Here is a 17,909-nt window from a genome sequence, read left to right as displayed (position 1 = left end):
TCAATGTGCCGGACGGCCGATCCGTGGCCTGTGATGAGCAATCCGTGCTCATCCGTAGCTATCGGCCGTCGACGAGCGTTCGTTAGGACGTTTCGGGATATTTGTCAGGGAATCTGTCAGAAATTCTGCCGGGTCAGCCCGCGATATCCAGATAGACCGGCTGGTCGGAGAGGTGGGTGGAGAGGATGGTGCGCACGGCGGCCAGGTGGGCGCCGGCGGAGCGGCGTGCATCCTCGATCTCGCGGATCAGTTCGAGCTGGCCGGTGAGCAGCACCCGCGCCCGTTCCTCGAGTTCGCGCGGGAGCTGGCCGATGTGTTCGGGGGCACGCCACTGCACCCCGGTCACGAGTTGGCCGCCCTGGGCGGAGAGCACGGCGTCCCGGGCACCGCTGCCCAGGCTGGTCTCCAGCTCGTCGAGCACCTGCAGCCATTCGGCGTTGCTGGTGCGCGGCTCCCCCGGCGCGGCGAGGCCCGAACGGGTGCTGTGGGGCCGGGCGCTGCTGGAGTGGACCTCAGGCGACTCCACGGTAGCCCTCTCCGCTCGCCGCGGTCGGCGTCGCCGGCAACGCAGCGGCCGCTTCGTGCCAGGCCTGACGCAGCGGCTCGAGCAGAACGATGCTCTCCCGGGTGCGGGCAACGTCACGGTGGATGTTCGCACCGATCAGCGCGTTCGAGACGTAGGTGTAGATGGCGAGCAGCCCGTCGGCTCCGTCCCACGCGGTGACGTTGAGCGAGGTGGTGAGTTCGTCGACGATGGCCTGCGCGTGCAGCAGGTTCTCGGAGGCGATCGGCCAGTTCTCGCCGTCCTGGGCGGCCTCGGCGCGGTCCAGGTCGAGCATCAGCCTGTCGTAGAGCATGGTGAGCAGGCGCACCGGCGTGGCCGACAGCACGGCCTCACGGTTGAGCTGGGCGCGTTTGCCCTGTGCGGCGGCCAGCTGGGCCGCCGAAGGCTGGGCTGACTGCTGTGGCATCGAAAGCTGGTGGGGTGGGAACAGTGCGGTGGTCATCAGCTGGAGCTCCCTGTGTAGGTATCGGGTAGTGAATTGATCTGCGAGGTGAGCCAGGAGGACTGCGTTTTCAGCTCACCCAGCCTGGATTCCATGGCCGTGTAGACCCGTTCGAGCGAGGTGCGTTTGGCCGTGAGCCTCAGGTCCCAGTCGCTGATCTCCAGGCCCATCGTGCGCACCTGGGACTGCTGGCTGGTGATGGTGGTGGTGAGGGTGCCGTCGTATTTGTCCGATGCCGTCGCCGCGGCCGACGCGACCCGGCCGGAGATCTCCTGCACGGTTTTCATCACGCCGGCCGGGTCCTTGGCCAGGGCAGCGGCGAACTTCTCGGCGTCGAATTCCAGGGTGCCGCTCTTGGTGATGCTGATGCCGATCTCCGACGGGGAGCGCCCGTCCACGGGCATCGACGCGGCGGTGAGCAGGTTCTGGTTGACCGTGCGGATGGTGCCGTCGCCGGCGAAGAGCCCGGCGGTGGTGACGCTCTTACCTGTGGAGTCGGTCGTGGTCGACACGGCCGACCGGTTGGTGATGACGGCGAAGATGTCGTTGAGGCCGCTGACGAGGCCGCCGGCGATCTTGGTGATGGCGGCGTCGTCCCGTGTCACGGTGAGCGTGACCGGTGTGGTGGAGACCGCTTGGACGGTCACATCCAGGCCGGGCAGCAGGTTGGTGAAGGTGTTGCTGCCCGAGGTGATCGTCTGTTCGGCCGTGGTGCCGGCCCACAGCGTGACCTGGGCATCCTGGGCGGCCTTGACCTGGGTGGTCGGGACCGTGCCGCCGGTGAGAGTGAAAGACGCGGCGGCGCCGGGGGCGGCACTGCTGAACTGCACGCGGAAGCCGTCGGCGCCCACGGCGACCTTGGTGGCGGTGATGCCGAGCCCGGCCGCGTTGACGGCGGTCACGACGTCGTCGAGCGATGTGGAGGCCGGGGTGAGCACGGTGGCTTTTCCGGCCGCGTCGGTGAGGGTGAGGGTGGCGTCGGGCCAGGCGGTGAGCGGCCCGGTGACGGTGACCTGGTTCTGCGCGAGCCGGCCGACGGTGATGTCGAGCACGCCGGCGGCGGCGCCGGTGCTCGTGGTCGCGGTGACCTGGCTGGAACTGCTGGTGGCGGTGTAGAGGTCGTAGCTGGCGGGTTTGGCGGCCTTGGTGGCGGCGTCGTTGAGAGCGGCGACCTGGGTGTTCAGGCCCTGCACGGCGGTGGTGTAGTTCTGGGCGGCGGAGACCTTGCCCTTGAGCAGGGTCTGCGGGATCGCCTCGACCGCGATGAGGTTGTTGATCAGGGTCGTGGTGTCCTGGCCGCTGATCAGGCCATCGATGGAGAGTCCCATGGTGCCGTGTCCGTTCCGTTGTCTGCGGGTGTGCGAGTGGCCGGCGGCCCGCTCGGTCTGAGGTCCAGGTCAGATCGTGCGTGCCACCGGCCGATTCCCGGTCAGTCGACTCTGCGGCTTTTGGGCCGGTCGGTCGGTCAGTCCGTGATTTAGCGCAGCAGCGAGAGAACGCCCTGGTTGGACTGGTTCGCCTGCGCGAGCATGGCGGTACCGGCCTGCGACAGGATGCTGGAGCGGGTGTACTTGACCATTTCCTCGGCCATGTCGGTGTCGCGGATACGCGAACCGGCTGCGGTGAGGTTCTCCTTGGAGACGGCGAGGTTGCGGATGACGCTCTCGAACCGGTTCTGGTCGGCACCGAGCGAGGCGCGCGAGGTGGACACAGCGGTGATGTGGCCGTCGATCGTGTTGATCGTCGCGAGTGCCGCTGCGGAGTCGGCGAAGCCGGCTGTCGCGAGTCCGGAGACGGCGGTTCCGATGGCGGAAACGTCGGTGAGCTTGACGTCGATCTGGTCGGCTGCGGCGGTGCCACCGGCGCCGATCTGGAACGTCAGGTCGGTGGTCGCAGCCGCCGTGTTGAGCAGCTTGGTGCCGTTGAAGTTGGTCGACTCGCTGATGCGGGTCAGCTCCAGGCCCAGCGCCGTGACCTCGGTGGCGATGGCGTCGCGGGACTTGGCGTTGTTCGAGCCGTTACCGGCCTGAACGGCGAGGTCACGAACGCGCTGCAGAATGGTCTGCACCTCGCTCAAAGAACCTTCAGCGGTCTGGATGACCGAGACGGCGTCCTGGGCGTTGCGGCTGGCGACCGTGAGGCCACCGACCTGCGACTTCAGTCCCTCGGAGATGGCCAGACCGGCCGCGTCATCGCCTGCGCGGTTGATGCGGAGGCCGCTGGAGAGGCGTTCGAGCGACTTGGCCATGTCGGTCTGGGTCGAAGCCAGGTTGCGGTAGGTGTTGTTCGCCGCGAGGTTGGTGTTGATCTGCATACCCATGATGTGTTCCTCCGTGATTGGGTGGTGTGCGCCGGCCCATCCATGGGCTGACACTGAGACCTATCGGCCCCACCCCGCGGCGCGTTAGCCGTTGCTGGAGAAAAGTTCGCGGCTGTCGAGCGTGACCGCCTCCGCGTGGGCGATATCGGTGACGCCGGCCAACCCGTCGACCGTGTAAGCCATGGGAGCGGCGGGGGCCGCGGAGAGGACGGGAACTGCGGCCGGCATCCTGTCGTGCGCCAGGTGGGCCATGCCGAGCATCGCCTGGTCGGCCATCCGCGATAGGTAGGCGCTGCGGCGAGCCGGCGCCACGGTGGACTCCGGTACGAAGTCGGCCTCCGCGTCGTCCGCGTAGTGGGTGCCCAGGCCGTCACGCAACAACCGGATGGCCTCCGAGCGTTGCTGGGACACGGCGGAGTGGGTGATGCCGAGGCTAGCTGCGATCTCCTTGACCGAGCGGTCCTCGAAGTAGACCTGCTCGATGATCAGCCGCATCCGCTCGGGCAGCGCAGACACGCCCGCTCGCAGGTAGGCGAGTCGCTCGGCAGACAGCAGGGACTCCTCGGGGAGCACGGTGTCGGCGACGAGGAACTCGGCGGTGCTGTCGTCGAGGGTGCTCAGCGTGCGCTCGGAGTCGGCCAGGCCGGCCAGAGCGGTCTCGCGGTCCACGCCGAGCGCGGAGGCGATCTCGTCGACGGTGGCGCTGCGGCCGAGCGCGGAGGCGAGGGTCTCCTGCACCTGGCGGGTGTCCTTGATGCGGCGGCGGGCCATCCGGGTGGCCCAGTCGTTGGAGCGCATCTCGTCGGCGAAGGCACCGATGATGCGGCGGCGGGCGAAGGCGCCGAACGGCACGCCCAGGGCCGGGTCGAACGCGTCCGCGGAGGTGATCAGGGCCAGAGAGCCGGCCGAGGCCAGGTCGTCGCGGGAGAGGTGGCGAGCCTTGGCCCAGACTTCGGAGACGAGATAGCCGACGAGGGGCAGGTTGTCGACGACAAGCCGGTTACGTTCCGAACGGTTCAACGGTTGCCCTCCTGGTTGGTGCCGGCGTTGTTCTCGCTGACGGTGAGCGCAAAACTGGTTCTGCGTTTCACTGCCGGGTAAGCACGCGTGGGGGGTGACGTCGTATCAAGAGCGCAAACAGCCCGCCGGAACAGGGGTTCGGGTCCCGTTTCGGTGTGTTTTCGCCTAGCTATTACGGTAACAACCGCGCTTGTTGATTCTGGCGTAGGCGTGCCCCCAGAACGGGGCTTACGGTGTCCTCTCTTTAGAGGACTCGGCCACCGGAAATCGGGTCCTGCGTGCGCCGTGTGACCAGAATTCCGCTAACCAACCGGGAGAACCGGCCGATAGTACCCCCGAACGAGCATGGGCTCGTACGATGGACCAACGGTGCCTGCAGGGGCGGAAAGGCAGTGTCGACGTGAGCGCCAATGAATTGTCCGCGCTGTTATGGCGCGAACGCGAGCTGCTGGAATTGTTGGTGTTCAAACTCGACGAGGAACAGCTGTTGCTCAGCGCCGGTCGCACACGCTGGGTTCAGCACGCCACCCGCGAGGTCGAGCAGGTGCTCGAGCTGGTGCGCGAGGCTGGCCTGGGCCGATCGGTCGAGGTGGCGGCCGTCGCCGCGGAGTGGGGCACCTCAGCGGATGCTACGCTGAGCGAACTCGTCCAGCAGGCTCCCGCCGGGCCGTGGGGCGACATCCTCAGCGCCCACCTCACCGCCATGACCGAGCTGATCGCGCAGATCCGCAGCCTGCGGGACGTCAACGAGCAGTTCCTGCGTTCGGCCGCGCGTTACACCCAGGAATCCCTGGCCGGCGTCGACGCGCAGGCCACCACCTACGATTCCCGCGGTGCCTCCGGGGCTCAGAGCGCCGGTGCCCGACTCTTCGACCAGAGCCTGTGAGACTTCCGCGATGACTCCACCACTGAGGACCCCATGAGCACATTCGGCGGGTTGAACACCGCATACTCCGGACTCGTCGCGGCACGCGCCGGGCTCGACGTGGTGGGGCAGAACATCGCCAACGTCAACACCGAGGGCTACACCCGCCAGCGGGTGACGACCTCCGCCACCAACGCCGCAGCGCGGGCCGGCCTCGTCGCCTGGGGCGCGACCCCCGGCACGGGAGTATCCGTCGACGGCATCGCGCGCCTGGGCAGTGCCACCCTGGATGCCAAGGTTCGGGCGACCGCCGCGACCGCCGGCTACACCGCCGTGCGCGCCAATGCCCTCGGCTCGGTCGAGAACTCGCTCAAGGAACCCGGCGTCAACGGGCTTTCCCACCAGCTGCAGGAATTCTGGGCGGCCTGGCAGGATCTCGCCAACGGGGCCGACCCCGCCGCATCCGCCGGGCTGCTGCTCGGCGAGGCCGGCCAGCTCACCAGCCAGATCACCGCCGGATACCGCGCCGTGACCGACGAATGGGCCGTTGTACGCAGCAGCGCCGACGCGCTGGTCATCGAGGTCAACGGGGCCGCGGCGCAGGTGGGCGAGCTCAACGGCATCATCCGCCAGACCCTCGCCTCCGGCGGGTCGGCCAACGAACTCATCGATAAGCGTGACGCGCTCACCGCCACGATCTCCGCCATCACCGGGGCCAGCGTGCGCCCCCAGGCCAACGGCACGGTGGACGTCCTGATCGGCGGAAACCCCCTGGTGTCCGGTACCGACGTGCAGGTGCTCACTGTGACCGGGCCCACCAGCCTGGCGGTCGCCAACGGCCCCGTTCAGCTCGAGTGGTCCCATCACCCCGGCCAGCCCGTTGCCGTAGACGGCGGCGAGCTTGCCGGCGCCCTGTCCCTGCTGGGACCGGCGGATACCGATGGCACCGGGGGCGCCCTCGCCGAAGCCGCCGCCTCCTACAACGGCTTCGCCACCCACCTGGCCGACTCCGTGAACAGCATCCATCGTGGTGGGGTCACCAGCGCTGGAATCCCCGGCGGCACCTTCTTCGACTACGTCGCGGGCGATGCCGCAGCGACGCTGGGCGTCTCTCCGAAGAACGCGACCGAGATCGCCGCTGGCGCCGTCGGTGCCGGGGCAGCCAACGGCGCCAACGCCGACAAGATCGCCCAGCTCGGTACCAAGCACGCGGTGGACAAGGATGGGCTCCCGGTCGCCTCCCCCAACTCGGTCTGGTCCGAATTCGTCACCAGGCTCGGCGTCGCCACCGGCATCGAACTCGCCCAGGCGTCGTCGGCGAACCTGTCGGCGACCGCCGCGGTCACCCTGCAGCTGTCCAACTCCTCGGTCGACATCGACGAGGAGAACGTCAATCTGCTGACCTTCCAACACGCCTACCAGGGCGCCGCCCGGGTGATGACGGCCGTGGACGAGATGCTCGACACCCTGATCAACCGCACCGGACTGGTGGGAAGGTAGCCGATGATCCCCCGCGTGACCAGCCAGACCCAGATGCGCGCCGCCCAGGCCAATCTGCAGGCCAGCGCCCAGCGCCTGGCCCAGCTGCAGGAGCAGTCCTCTTCGCTGAAGACCATCAGCCGGGCCTCCGACGACCCCGCCCGCGCCGCCAACGCCCTCGCGGTGCGTGCCGAGCAGCGTGCCACCGCCCAGTACACCCGCAACGCCGACAACGGCAACGGCTGGCTGACCACGCTGGACACCGCGCTCGGCGCGAGCACCACCATCCTGAACCGGGTGCGCGACCTCACCGTTCAGGGCGCGAACGCCGGCACCATGTCGCCGGCTGCCAGGGAAGCCATCGCCCTGCAGATCGACGGCCTCAAACAGGACCTGCTCAGCCAGGCCAACGCGACGCACCTCGGCCGCACCGTCTTCGCCGGCAATTCCGACACCGGCGTGGCGTTCACCGACGCCGGCGTGCACAGCGGCGGATCCACCCCGGGGGTCGACCGGCGCGTGGGCGCCGACAGCACGGTGCGGGTGGATGCCGACGGCTCCGCCGTCTTCGGCAGTGGCCCCGACTCGATCTTCGCCCTGCTCGCGACGGTCTCGGATGCCCTGCGCAACTCGCCAGCGACGGTGTCGAGCCATCTGGGCGCCATTGACACCGCCCTGAACAGGGTCATCGCCGCCAACTCTGACGTCGGCGCCCGGCAGACCCGCATCGAAAGCGCCACCGCGGCACTGGTCACCCAGAAGGGCACCCTCGAGGCACAGCGGGTGCAGCTCGAGGATGCCGACCTGGCGACGGTGATCCTCGACCTCAAGCTGCAGGAGGTCGCCTACCAGTCCGCCCTCGCCGTCACCGCCCGCGTGATTCAACCGACCCTGATGGACTTCCTTTCATGACCGCCACCCTGAGTTTCCTCTCCCCGCCGCCCGGACTGGCCCCGCTGACCGACTTCCAGCTGCGCGAGATCACCGGCGCCGCCGGACTGTTCGCCCTGCAGTCAGCCATCGACGAGCACACCCGGCTGTTCGTGCTCGACGCGTCGGTGTACCTGCCGGACTACACGCCCGTGATCTCCGACGAGCACGCCAGGGCCCTCGACCTCGCCGCACCAGAGCAGGCGATGGTCCTGGTGGTGACCAACCCGGGCGAGACCGGCACGACCGTGAACCTGATGGCTCCCATCGTGGTGAACGCCGACACCGGCCGGTGCGCCCAGATCATCCTGGACGGCCAGGATTGGCCGCTCCGCGCCGAGCTCACCCCACGCGCCGCGCCGCAGGACCTGCAGGACCCTGCCGTCTAGAACGAGCACCGTCGGGATAGGCTCGGCAACGGTTCAATAGCTGGAGGACGCGTGCACACTGGGATCGGGGCAACACCGCCCGACGCATCAGCGACCCCGCCGTCCCAACGAACGCCGTCCCGACCGACGCCGTCCCGCCCGGGCGCCTCCCGCCCCAATGCCACCCGCACCGTCACGATCCGCACGACAGCGCCGGCCGAGGCCCCGCAGCCCCGCCCGAGGCCACCGGCCCGGCCGCCGACCAGGCCCCCAGCCGCGCCGCCGTCCACCCGCCGGCGGGACATCCAGGGGCTCCGAGCCCTCGCGGTCATCGCCGTCATCTTCGACCACGTGCTCCACTGGCCCGCCGGCGGATTTGTCGGTGTCGACATCTTCTTCGTCATCTCGGGTTTTCTCATCACGGGCATCCTGCTGCGCGAACACGAGCGCACCGGGCGTATCTCGCTCCGGTCCTTCTACGGCAGTCGGCTCCGCCGCCTCCTTCCGTCCGCGGCCGTGGTGCTCGTCGCCACCGGCGCGATCGGCTCCGTCCTGTTCAACCAGACCCGGGCGATGTCCACCCTGTGGGACGCTGGCGCGTCGTTCCTCTTCGTCGCCAACTGGCGGTTCGCTGCCCTCGGCACCGACTACTTCAGTGCCCTCGCGCCGGCCTCGGCGGTGCAGCACTACTGGTCGCTCTCGGTGGAGGAACAGTTCTACCTCGTCTGGCCGTGGCTGATGGTTTTGGTGCTGTTCGTATTGGCCCGGGGATCCCGCACGCCAGGTCGCGGCCGGCGCTCCGTCGGCATCCTCGCGGCCGTCGTCATCGCGGCATCCTTCGCCTACGCCGTCTGGGACAGCGCAACGAATCCGACAGTTGCATACTTCTCGACGTTCTCCAGGGCTTGGGAGCTCGGCATCGGCGCGATCCTGGCCGTCGCCGCCCCGCTGGCCGCACGGATGCCCGTCGCCTGGCGAGTCGTCCTCGGCTGGGCCGGCCTGGCCGGCATCGTCGCATCGTTCGTCGTGGTCACCGGGGACATCGCCTTCCCCGGCCCTGGTGCCGCCCTCCCCGTGCTGGCGACGGCGCTCGTGCTCGCAGCCGGTATCGGCGGCCCGCAGCGCACCCTGGTCCCGCTCACCAACCCGGTCAGCGTGTATCTCGGCAACATCTCCTACTCGCTGTACCTCTGGCACTTCCCGGTCTTCGTCTTCCTCAGCATGCTGCTTCCCGCCCAGAGCCTGCAGAGCACCCTGGTCATTCTCGGCACGATCCTCGCCGTCTCGGTGACGTCGTACTACCTTGTTGAACAGCCGTTCCACCGCTCCCCCTGGCTGCGCGGCCGCCGCCCGGCCGGTGAGCGCCGCGACGCTTGGCACAGCTGGCGAGAGGCCTTCGGCAGCCAGTTCATCCTGTCGTCGATGGGCGTCCTCGTCATCGTGATCGTCGTCGCTGTGTCATTCCAGCCCGCCGGCGGGCGGGCGACGACCGAGGCGCCCTCGGTCGCAGGCGCCGACTCCGCCGTGAACCCCGAGGTGGCGTTGCAGGCCGAGCTGGCTGCCGCCGTGGCCGCGACCGCCTGGCCGGACAACCTGTCCCCCTCCCTCGACGACGCCATGGCACGGACCTCGAACGACAACCCCGCACGCGACTGCTTCGACATCGGCGACACCCCCGACTTCGGCCGCTGCACCTGGGGTGCCGACAGCGCCCCCAACCATATGTACCTCGTCGGCGACTCGGAAGCACTCTCCTACGCCCCCGCGTTCAAGGCCATCGCCGAAGCCAGCGACGGACAGTGGAAGATCACCACGATCGGGCTCTACGGCTGCCGGTTCACCGAGGTGCTGGTCGCCAACGAGGGTGCCGGGGTGATGGACGCCTGCCCGCAACGCAAACTCGACATCAGCGACCGGATCGTCGCGGACGCCCCGCAGCTGGTGGTGGTGGCCAACGCCTTCGCCGAGGGGCAGGACGCCAACCGGTCACCGCTGTCGGTCGAGAGCCTGGTCGCATCGACCCTCGCCGAAACGGCCGGCTACAACGCCGCCGGGAAGATCGTCTACCTCGCGCCCCCACCGCTCGGGGCAGATCTCGGCCGGTGCTACTCGGCGGTGTCCAGTCCGCAGGACTGCAACGTCGGGGTCGGATCGGTCTGGCAGCAGTTCGCCGCAGGGCTGTCGGCCCCGTCTGCGACCGGTGACCATTTTGTCAGTTCGCTGCCTTTCAGCTGCTCGGCGGGCATCTGCCCGGCTTTCGCCGGAACCCTCCCGACCAAGTACGACACCGTGCACCTGACCCCCGCGTACGCGGTACACGTGGCCCCGGCCATCCGCGACGCCCTCACCGCCCTGGGCGTCATCTGACCCGGCGTGCCGCAATCCGGTCGTGTGGCCGCGCTCTCAACGCCGGTATAGTCGGTGCTGGCACCAGCGTTGGTGCCGGCGACCTCACCCCGCGACAGCCGTGGGCTCCGACAGCTCCCGGCTGAGGACGCACCTCCAGCCCCTCGACCAGTGTCGAGGTTGCCGCCGCGCCATCAAGCGCCGCGGATGAGCTCCAAAAGGTCTTCAATGGGTGATAATTCCGCACTGCGATCGATCGAACGGTCCTTCGTCGCCTCCTCCCCGGTCCGCTCGCTGTTGCGCCTGTTGATCCCCCACCGCGGCCGACTCTCCCTGGCCACGGTGGCATTTCTCATCAAGGACAGCCCGGCCTGGCTGCTGCCGCCGATCACCGCGGCCGTCATCGACATCGTCGTGGACCGCGGTCCCCTGCCGCAGCTGTGGCTCTGGGCAGCCTGCGCCCTGGCACTGCTGAGCCTGAATTACCCGTTCCACATGATCTTCGTGCGGCTGTCCAGCCGGGCGATCCGGTCGATGGCCGTGGATGTGCGCAACGCCCTCGCCGAGCGCCTCCAACGGCTGTCGATCGGCTTCCACAACCGGCAGAGCGCCTCGATCGTGCACACCAAGGTGGTGCGGGATGTCGAGAGCATCGAGATGATGATGCAGCAGGCCCTGCCCACCTTCCTCTCCGCCCTGTTCACCCTTACCGGCGCGGTGGTGCTGACCGCCCTCACCGTGCCCGCCTTCGTCGGAGTCTTCGCCGTCACCGTGCCCCTGGCCGTGCTGCTCATCGGCTACATCCGATCGCGCGCCGCCGACCGCAACGAGAACTTCCGGCACGAGGTGGAACGATTCTCGGCCGGTGTGGGCGAGATGGCGGCGCTGATCCCCATCACCCGCGGGCACGGCCTCGAACGCGTCGCCACCCGTCGTGTCGCCGGCCAGGCCGAGAACGTGCGCGTGGCCGGGCAGGCACTGGACACCCTCAACGGCCGGTTCGGGGCGCTCTCCTGGTTGTCGTACCAGGCGCTCGGCGTGATCTGCCTGATCGGCGCATCCGCGGCATCGATCACCCGGGTCATCGCCATCAGCCCGGGCGAGGTTGTGCTGCTCAGCACCTACTTCACGGTGCTCACGGGCGGCATCGTGGCCCTGCTCAATGTGACGCCGATCTTCACCCGGGGCATCGACTCCATTCGGTCGATCGCCGAGGTGATGGAGGAGCCAGACGTGGAGGTGAACGAGGGCAAGCAGCTCGTGACAGCGGTTGCCGGCCGGATCGACCTTGAGGGCGTGGGCTTCAGCTACGAGGATGACCGGCCCGCCCTGCGGGACATCTCCCTGTCGATCCGGGCCGGCGAGACCATCGCGCTGGTCGGCCCGTCCGGGTCGGGCAAGTCGACCCTGCTCAACCTGGTCCTCGGCTTCGTGCGGCCCAGCACCGGGCGGCTGCTGCTGGACGGCGTCGACGCCGCCACCCTCGACCTGCGCAGCGCCCGGTTCTTCGTCTCCGTCGTGCCGCAGGAATCGGTGCTGTTCGAGGGCACCATCCGCGACAACGTCGCCTACGGCCTGACCGGCGTCAGCGACGAAGCCGTGCTGGCCGCCCTGGCCGGCGCCAACGCGCTGGACATCCTCGCCGGCCAGGGCGCTGGCCTGGACTCCGTGGTCGGCGACCGGGGCGCCCGGCTCTCCGGCGGCCAGCGCCAGCGCCTCGCCATCGCCAGGGCCCTGGTACGTGACCCGCGCATCCTCGTGCTCGACGAACCCACCAGCGCCCTCGACTCCGTGTCCGAGGAGAAGGTCAAGGATGCCCTCAGCACCCTCTTCCGCGATCGCACGACGATCATCGCGGCGCACCGGCTGTCCACCATCCGTGAGGCCGACCGGATCGTCTACATCGAGGCCGGCCGCATCGTCGAACTCGGCAGCCACGACGAACTGATGGCGCTCGGCGGCCGGTACTCGGCCATCGTCCTGCACCAGAACTCCTGACAGAACCCAGCCACCCGCATTCGCCCCTCCAGAAAGGCAACCAGTGCCCCGCTTAGACATGCCCCTGCCCGAGCTCACGCAGTACCGCCCCGCGGTCTCCGAACCGGCCGACTTCGACGCGTTCTGGCAGCGCACCCTGGCCGAGTCCCGGCTGCACCCGGACGAGCCCCGGCTCACCAGGGTCGACTCGCCGCTGAGCGAGGTGGAGGTCTACGACGTCACCTTCAACGGCTTCGCCGGTGACCCCGTCAAGGCGTGGTTCATGCTCCCCGTCGACAGGGCCGGGTTGCTGCCGGCCCGGTTGCCCGCGGTGGTCGAGTACAACGGTTACGGCGGCGGCCGGGGCTTCCCGCACGAGCACCTCGGCTGGGTGGCCAGCGGCTACGCCTACCTGTTCATGGACACCCGCGGGCAGGGCAGCGGCTGGGGCTCCGGTGGCGACACCGCCGACCCGCACGGCAGCGGACCGGCCGGCTCCGGCTTCATGACCCGCGGCATCCAGTCACCCGACGACTACTACTACCGGCGGGTGTTCACCGATGCCGTGCGCGCGATCGATGCCGTGCGCACGCTCGACAGGGTCGACCCGGAGCGGGTGTCGGTGTGCGGCGGCAGCCAGGGCGGTGGCATCGCCATCGCGGCCGCGGCCCTCTCCACCGGCCTGGTTGCGGCGATGCCGGAGGTGCCCTTCCTCTGCCACTTCGAGCGCGCCGTCGGAATGACCGGCAACGACCCGTACCAGGAGGTCGTGCGCTATCTCGCGGTGCACCGGGACGAGGTCGAGCAGACCTTCGCGACGCTCTCGTACTTCGACGGGGTCAACTTCGCCAAGCGGGCCACCGCTCCCGCGCTGTTCTCGGTGGGGTTGCTCGACCCCGTCTGCCCGCCGTCCACGGTTTTCGCCGCGCACAACCACTGGGCAGCGGATGCCGACATCGAGGTGTACCCGTTCAACGAGCACGAGGGCGGCCAGGGCCACCACTTCGTGCGCCAGGCCGCCTGGCTCGCCCGCCAGCTGGCCGGGTAGCCGCCCGCCGGTGCCAACGGGCCCGCCGGCCGGCTCAGCGCGGCGGCGGGATCTCACCGGAGCCGCGGTGGATCAGCCGGGTGGGGATCTCGACCTGTTTGGTGAACGAGTCGGGGTCGGCCAGGTGCTCGAGGGCAAGTCGAGCGGCGGTGCGGCCGAGTTCCATCGGGTCGTAGGCCACGACGGAGATGTCCAGGGCGTCCGCCAGCTCGAAATCGTCGAAGCCGATGAACGCCACCGGCGGCTCGAGATTGCGCAGCACCCGCACGGCGCCCGCGCTGCCGCGGTTGTTGCCGGCCACGATCGCCGTCGGCGGGTCCGGCAGGTCGAGCAGGCTCTGCACGGCGAGTTCCGGAGAGATGTCGGGGTCGTCGTCGAGGCGCTCCCACTGCGCGGTCTCGGTGACGCCCACCTCGCGCAGCGCCTCGCGGTACCCGGCCAGGCGTTCCCGCTGGGTGTACATCGCGGACGGGTTGGAGATGAAACCGATCCTGCGGTGGCCGATGGCCGTGAGTGAGCGCACCGCGTCCGCCATACCTTGGCGGTTCTGCAACACCACGGAGTCGGCGACAAGGTTGCGGGCCGGCCGGTCGACGCTCACCACCGGGGTGCCAAGCTGACGTTCGCCCTCGAGGTAGGACTGGTCGTCGGCGATGGGGATCAGCAGCAGCGCCCGCACCCGTTGCGAGATCAGGGCGTCCACGACGCGTTCCTCGCTGTCCGGTGAGTCATCCGTCGTGGCGAGCACCATCGTGAGACCGCGAAGCGCCAGTTCGCGTTCGATACCGGCCGCGACGTGGAAGTAGAACGGGTTCTTCAGGTCGCCGATCACGAACGCGACGGTGTTGGTGACTCCCCCGCGGCGCAGGTTGCGGGCCAGGTTGTTGGGCCGGAAGCGCAACCGCTTGGCGGCCTTGAGAACCCGCTCCCGCGTGTCCGACGAGACGTTGCCGGCACCGGCGAAGACCCGCGACACCGTCTTGGAGCTCACTCCCGCGAGCATCGCCACGTCGGCCAGTGTCGCACGCGATTGTGTCGTCATGAGATCTCCTTCGATCCGCGAGCAGTCCAAACCGGCCAGATCATCGCCATGTCAACGTAAGACATTTTGCAGACATTGGCAAGAGTTCTTTGATCGAGAAACCCGTGAGTTCCCCGCTATTCCAACGATCTGCGGCACCCAAGTGCGAATAGGACAACTTCGGACAGCGCTGACATTTTTGTTTGACGGCCCGCCAAAACCGGGCCTAGCATGAGGCCCAACAGCAACACCAGAGATCCACGGGCGGGAAGTCGCGGTCGTGTCTCAACGGGTCAATGGTGATACCGATTAGGAGAAAACCGATGGCAAAGAAGCTCATCATGGGGGTAGCCGCTCTGGCGGCCACCGCACTACTAGCAGGATGCTCCGGGTCGGCCCCGGCAGACGAGGGCGAGATCACCGGGGAGATCACCGTGATCACCCAGCGCACCGACATCGTCGACACCGTCTTCAAGGACTACGCCGCCCAGTTCGAAAAGGCCTACCCCGGCACCTCCGTCAAGTTCGAGGCCATCAAGGACTACGAAACCGACATCTCCACCCGGTTGTCCTCGGGCAGCTACGGTGACGTGCTCCTCATTCCCAGCACCGTCACCAAGGTGCAGCTGGCACAGTTCTTCGAGCCGTTGGGTTCCCTGGAGGAGATGAGCGAGACCTACCGCTTCGTCGCCGAGAAGGCCTACGACGACCTCGCCTACGGAGTCGCCATCACCGGAAACGCTCAGGGCATCGTCTACAACAAGAATGTCTGGGCCGACGCCGGCGTCACCGAGATGCCGACCACCCCCGATGAGTTCCTCGCCGACCTCCAGCTCATCAAGGACAACACCGACGCGGTGCCGTACTACACGAACTACGGCGACGGCTGGCCGCTGAGCCAGTGGGACGGCAACCGGGCCGCGACCGGCGACAAGGACGCGTCAATCACCCTCGTCGAGTCCGACGCCCCGTGGGCGACCGGCGAGTACCACGAGATCGCCGACGGGCTGCTCTACGACATCGTCGCGCAGGGCCTGAGTGAAGAAGACCCCACCACCACGGACTGGGAATCGTCCAAGGGCGGGCTCGGCAGCGGCGAGATCGGCTCCATGGTCCTGGGCTCCTGGGCCATCACACAGATGCAGGATGCCGCGGTGACCGCCGGCGGATCGGCCGAGGACATCGGCTACATGGCCTTCCCCAGTGCCGTAGACGGACAGTCGTACTCCACGATCGGTGGCGACTACCAGAACGCCATCAGCATCAACTCGAAGAACAAGGCCACGGCCCGCGCCTGGATCGACTGGTTCGCCCAGGAGTCCGGCTACGCCACAGACCAGGGCGGGCTCTCCCCCGTCGTCGACGGCCCCGCCCCGGACGCCCTCGCTGACTTCACCGCCAGCGGCGTCGAATTCCTCGAGCTCACGCCGGTGCCGGCCGACCAGGCCACCCTGGAGAACGACATCACCAGCGAGTCCGAGATCGACCTGACCGGCCCGCTCTACCGCCAGAAGATCGTCGACACCGCCCGCGGTGCCGCCGACGGCGACAAGGCGTCGCTCTTCGCCGACCTGAACGCTGCCTGGGCCAAGGCCAAGGCATCCGTCGAGGGCTAGGCCCCGTCCCCACCCGCACCACCAGGGGAAGTCCGCAGTAACAGCCGGCCGGCCGGGCATTCAACGGCCGGCCGCGCTCTGCCCAGACCGACACTGCCCCAGGCAAAAGAAAGGACGCTCGGTGTCTCAACAACTGGCCCCAGCGAAAGCGCCGGACCTGTTCAGCCGGTTCTCGCACCGCTTCATCCGCACCACCATCAGCGCAACCGGCAAACGCAAAGACTCCATCGTCATGCCGTGGCTGTTCCTGGCCATCCCGCTGGCCCTGCTGATCACGTTCACCTATATCCCGGTGGGCAACATGATCTGGTACAGCTTCACCTCCTGGGACGGCCTGGACAAGACCAAAGACGTCGTCGGGCTGAACAACTTCGTCAAGATCTTCACCGATCCCAAGTACTGGCAGGTCTTCGTGGTCAGCCTGTACTACTTCGGGGCGTCGTTCCTGCAGATGGCCCTGGCGCTCTACTTCGCCACGATCCTCAGCTTCAAGACCCGGTTCCGCAACCTGTTCAAGGGCATCCTGTTCTTTCCCTACCTGATCAACGCCGTCGCCATCGCGTTCATCTTCCTGTTCTTCTTCCGCCCGGGCGGCACCCTCGACGCCGTGCTCGGCTTCGTCGGCCTCGGCGAGCTCTCCACCCAGTGGCTCGGTAACCCGGATGTGGTCAACTACTCCCTCGCCGGCGTCGCCATCTGGCGCTACATCGGCCTCAACTTCGTGCTCTTCCTCGGCGCGATCCAGTCGATCCCCGGCGAACTCTACGAGGCGGCCGACCTGGACGGCGCGAACAAGTGGCAGCAGTTCCGCTACATCATCGCCCCGGGCATCCAGCGCATCATCAGCCTGTCCTTCATCCTGGCTATCGCCGGCAGCCTCTCCGCGTTCGAACTGCCGTACATCATCACCGGCGGCACCAACGGCAGCATGACCTTCGTCATCCAGACCATCCAAACGGCCTTCGTGTACCGCAAGGTCGGACTGGCCTCGGCGATGGCGGTCATCCTGCTCATCATCGTGCTGCTCGTCACCTGGCTGCAGCGCAAGGTCGTCCCCGACGAGAAAGTGACGTTGGCCTCATGATCAGACATCTCGGCACCACGGGGAAGTACCTGTCCCTCGTTCTCGGTTCGCTCGTCGCGCTCGTGCCCATCATCGTGATCCTGTTCGCGTCGCTGAAGAGCAACACCGAATACGCCACCACCGGCCCCCTGGTGCCTCCGTCGAACTGGTTCAACTTCGCCAACTTCGCCACGGCCTTCGTCGACGGACGGATGATGCTCGGGTTCCTGAACACCTCGATCATCGCGGTGATCTCCGTCACCGGCACCATCCTGATCGGCACCATGGCCGCGTACGTGCTCGACAGATTCGAGTTCCGCTTCAAGAAGGTGGTCTTCGGGCTCTTCCTCGTGGCCACCCTGGTTCCGGCCGTCACCACCCAGGTGGCGACCTATCAGGTGGTGAACTTCTTCCACCTGGTCAACACCCACGGGGCGGCGATCATCCTGTTCATGGGTACAGACATCCTCTCGATCTACATCTTCATCCAGTTCATGCAGTCGATCCCCCGGTCGCTCGACGAAGCCGCCATGCTCGACGGCGCGAGCCGGTTCGGGGTGTACTGGCGCATCATCCTGCCGCTGCTCGGCCCCGCCATCGCCACGGTCGTCATCATCAAGGGCATCGCCATCTACAACGAGTTCTACATCCCGTACCTCTATATGCCCGCTCAGGACCTGGCCGTGATCAGCACCTCGCTCTTCAGGTTCCAGGGACCGTACGGCGCACAGTGGGAGATCATCGCGGCCGGCATCATGATCGTCATCGTGCCGACCCTGATCATCTTCCTGTTCCTGCAACGATTCATCTACAACGGCGTCACGTCCGGAGCCACCAAGTAATGTCTGG

Annotated in this window: 16 protein-coding genes; 10 read left to right on the top strand and 6 right to left on the bottom strand. The window is 67.9% G+C overall.

Features of this window, described 5'->3' with window-relative positions; genetic code table 11:
- Nucleotides 1–133 precede the first annotated feature (133 nt).
- The 5 genes from E3O57_RS03655 to E3O57_RS03635 all read right to left on the bottom strand — a co-directional run bounded on the left by E3O57_RS03655 (nucleotide 134) and on the right by E3O57_RS03635 (nucleotide 4,347).
- Nucleotides 134–526, bottom strand: a complete 393-nt coding sequence (locus E3O57_RS03655; RefSeq protein WP_088455990.1) for a hypothetical protein — start codon at nucleotides 524–526, stop codon at nucleotides 134–136.
- Nucleotides 513–1,007, bottom strand: a complete 495-nt coding sequence (gene fliS / locus E3O57_RS03650) for a flagellar export chaperone FliS (RefSeq protein WP_241990290.1) — start codon at nucleotides 1,005–1,007, stop codon at nucleotides 513–515. Before fliS ends, E3O57_RS03655 begins: the two co-directional genes overlap by 14 nt.
- Complete coding sequence (gene fliD / locus E3O57_RS03645; protein WP_103479124.1) at nucleotides 1,007–2,335, bottom strand: flagellar filament capping protein FliD; 1,329 nt, start codon at nucleotides 2,333–2,335, stop codon at nucleotides 1,007–1,009. Before fliD ends, fliS begins: the two co-directional genes overlap by 1 nt.
- Nucleotides 2,336–2,484: 149 nt before the next feature.
- Nucleotides 2,485–3,327, bottom strand: coding sequence for a flagellin (locus E3O57_RS03640; RefSeq protein ID WP_088455988.1), 843 nt, complete (start codon nucleotides 3,325–3,327; stop codon nucleotides 2,485–2,487).
- Nucleotides 3,328–3,411: 84 nt separating this feature from the next.
- Complete coding sequence (locus tag E3O57_RS03635; protein ID WP_103461895.1) at nucleotides 3,412–4,347, bottom strand: sigma-70 family RNA polymerase sigma factor; 936 nt, start codon at nucleotides 4,345–4,347, stop codon at nucleotides 3,412–3,414.
- 400 nt (nucleotides 4,348–4,747) lie between these two features.
- Here E3O57_RS03635 and E3O57_RS03630 point away from each other — a divergent pair, with 400 nt between their 5' ends.
- The 7 genes from E3O57_RS03630 (at nucleotide 4,748) to E3O57_RS03600 (ending at nucleotide 13,360) form a co-directional block, all read left to right on the top strand.
- Complete coding sequence (locus E3O57_RS03630; protein WP_103479123.1) at nucleotides 4,748–5,233, top strand: flagellar protein FlgN; 486 nt, start codon at nucleotides 4,748–4,750, stop codon at nucleotides 5,231–5,233.
- A 33-nt stretch (nucleotides 5,234–5,266) separates the two neighbouring features.
- Complete coding sequence (flgK, locus tag E3O57_RS03625) at nucleotides 5,267–6,712, top strand: flagellar hook-associated protein FlgK (RefSeq protein WP_103479122.1); 1,446 nt, start codon at nucleotides 5,267–5,269, stop codon at nucleotides 6,710–6,712.
- Nucleotides 6,713–6,715: 3 nt separating this feature from the next.
- A complete protein-coding gene (flgL, locus tag E3O57_RS03620) occupies nucleotides 6,716–7,603 on the top strand; it encodes a flagellar hook-associated protein FlgL (protein WP_103461898.1) in 888 nt (295 codons plus the stop codon).
- Nucleotides 7,600–8,010, top strand: a complete 411-nt coding sequence (locus E3O57_RS03615; RefSeq protein ID WP_103479121.1) for a flagellar assembly protein FliW — start codon at nucleotides 7,600–7,602, stop codon at nucleotides 8,008–8,010. Before flgL ends, E3O57_RS03615 begins: the two co-directional genes overlap by 4 nt.
- A 51-nt stretch (nucleotides 8,011–8,061) precedes the next feature.
- Complete coding sequence (locus tag E3O57_RS03610; RefSeq protein ID WP_241990289.1) at nucleotides 8,062–10,356, top strand: acyltransferase family protein; 2,295 nt, start codon at nucleotides 8,062–8,064, stop codon at nucleotides 10,354–10,356.
- A gap of 207 nt (nucleotides 10,357–10,563) precedes the next feature.
- The gene (locus tag E3O57_RS03605; protein ID WP_103479120.1) at nucleotides 10,564–12,333 is read left to right on the top strand and encodes an ABC transporter ATP-binding protein; all 1,770 of its coding nucleotides are present in this window, start codon (nucleotides 10,564–10,566) and stop codon (nucleotides 12,331–12,333) included.
- A gap of 43 nt (nucleotides 12,334–12,376) precedes the next feature.
- On the top strand, nucleotides 12,377–13,360 hold the full coding sequence (locus E3O57_RS03600; protein ID WP_103479119.1) for an acetylxylan esterase: 984 nt from the start codon (nucleotides 12,377–12,379) through the stop codon (nucleotides 13,358–13,360).
- A gap of 34 nt (nucleotides 13,361–13,394) precedes the next feature.
- Here E3O57_RS03600 and E3O57_RS03595 read toward each other — a convergent pair whose 3' ends face one another.
- Complete coding sequence (locus tag E3O57_RS03595) at nucleotides 13,395–14,402, bottom strand: LacI family DNA-binding transcriptional regulator (protein WP_088455981.1); 1,008 nt, start codon at nucleotides 14,400–14,402, stop codon at nucleotides 13,395–13,397.
- 302 nt (nucleotides 14,403–14,704) lie between these two features.
- On the opposite strand from E3O57_RS03595, the gene E3O57_RS03590 reads away from it, so the two are divergent.
- From E3O57_RS03590 to E3O57_RS03580, 3 genes are all read left to right on the top strand, one after another.
- The gene (locus E3O57_RS03590; protein WP_103461901.1) at nucleotides 14,705–15,997 is read left to right on the top strand and encodes an ABC transporter substrate-binding protein; all 1,293 of its coding nucleotides are present in this window, start codon (nucleotides 14,705–14,707) and stop codon (nucleotides 15,995–15,997) included.
- Between the two features lie 184 nt (nucleotides 15,998–16,181).
- Entirely contained in the window at nucleotides 16,182–17,081 is a 900-nt protein-coding gene (locus E3O57_RS03585) for a carbohydrate ABC transporter permease (protein WP_240632488.1), read from the top strand.
- Nucleotides 17,078–17,902, top strand: a complete 825-nt coding sequence (locus E3O57_RS03580) for a carbohydrate ABC transporter permease (RefSeq protein WP_088455979.1) — start codon at nucleotides 17,078–17,080, stop codon at nucleotides 17,900–17,902. Before E3O57_RS03585 ends, E3O57_RS03580 begins: the two co-directional genes overlap by 4 nt.
- The last annotated feature ends 7 nt before the right edge of the window (nucleotides 17,903–17,909 follow it).

Source organism: Cryobacterium sp. TMN-39-2 (assembly GCF_004402745.1).
GTDB lineage: Bacteria > Actinomycetota > Actinomycetes > Actinomycetales > Microbacteriaceae > Cryobacterium > Cryobacterium zongtaii.
Note: the sequence above shows the minus strand (reverse complement) of the source record. Positions and strands in the feature narration are given on the sequence as shown.

Bases quoted from the DNA above. Each gene is read 5' to 3' on its own strand.
- fliS (WP_241990290.1), bottom strand. From the start codon at position 1,007: ATGACCACCGCACTGTTCCCACCCCACCAGCTTTCGATGCCACAGCAG.
- fliD (WP_103479124.1), bottom strand. From the start codon at position 2,335: ATGGGACTCTCCATCGATGGCCTGATCAGCGGCCAGGACACCACGACC.
- E3O57_RS03640 (WP_088455988.1), bottom strand. From the start codon at position 3,327: ATGGGTATGCAGATCAACACCAACCTCGCGGCGAACAACACCTACCGC.
- flgK (WP_103479122.1), top strand. From the start codon at position 5,267: ATGAGCACATTCGGCGGGTTGAACACCGCATACTCCGGACTCGTCGCG.
- flgL (WP_103461898.1), top strand. From the start codon at position 6,716: ATGATCCCCCGCGTGACCAGCCAGACCCAGATGCGCGCCGCCCAGGCC.
- E3O57_RS03615 (WP_103479121.1), top strand. From the start codon at position 7,600: ATGACCGCCACCCTGAGTTTCCTCTCCCCGCCGCCCGGACTGGCCCCG.
- E3O57_RS03605 (WP_103479120.1), top strand. From the start codon at position 10,564: ATGGGTGATAATTCCGCACTGCGATCGATCGAACGGTCCTTCGTCGCC.
- E3O57_RS03595 (WP_088455981.1), bottom strand. From the start codon at position 14,402: ATGACGACACAATCGCGTGCGACACTGGCCGACGTGGCGATGCTCGCG.
- E3O57_RS03590 (WP_103461901.1), top strand. From the start codon at position 14,705: ATGGCAAAGAAGCTCATCATGGGGGTAGCCGCTCTGGCGGCCACCGCA.
- E3O57_RS03580 (WP_088455979.1), top strand. From the start codon at position 17,078: ATGATCAGACATCTCGGCACCACGGGGAAGTACCTGTCCCTCGTTCTC.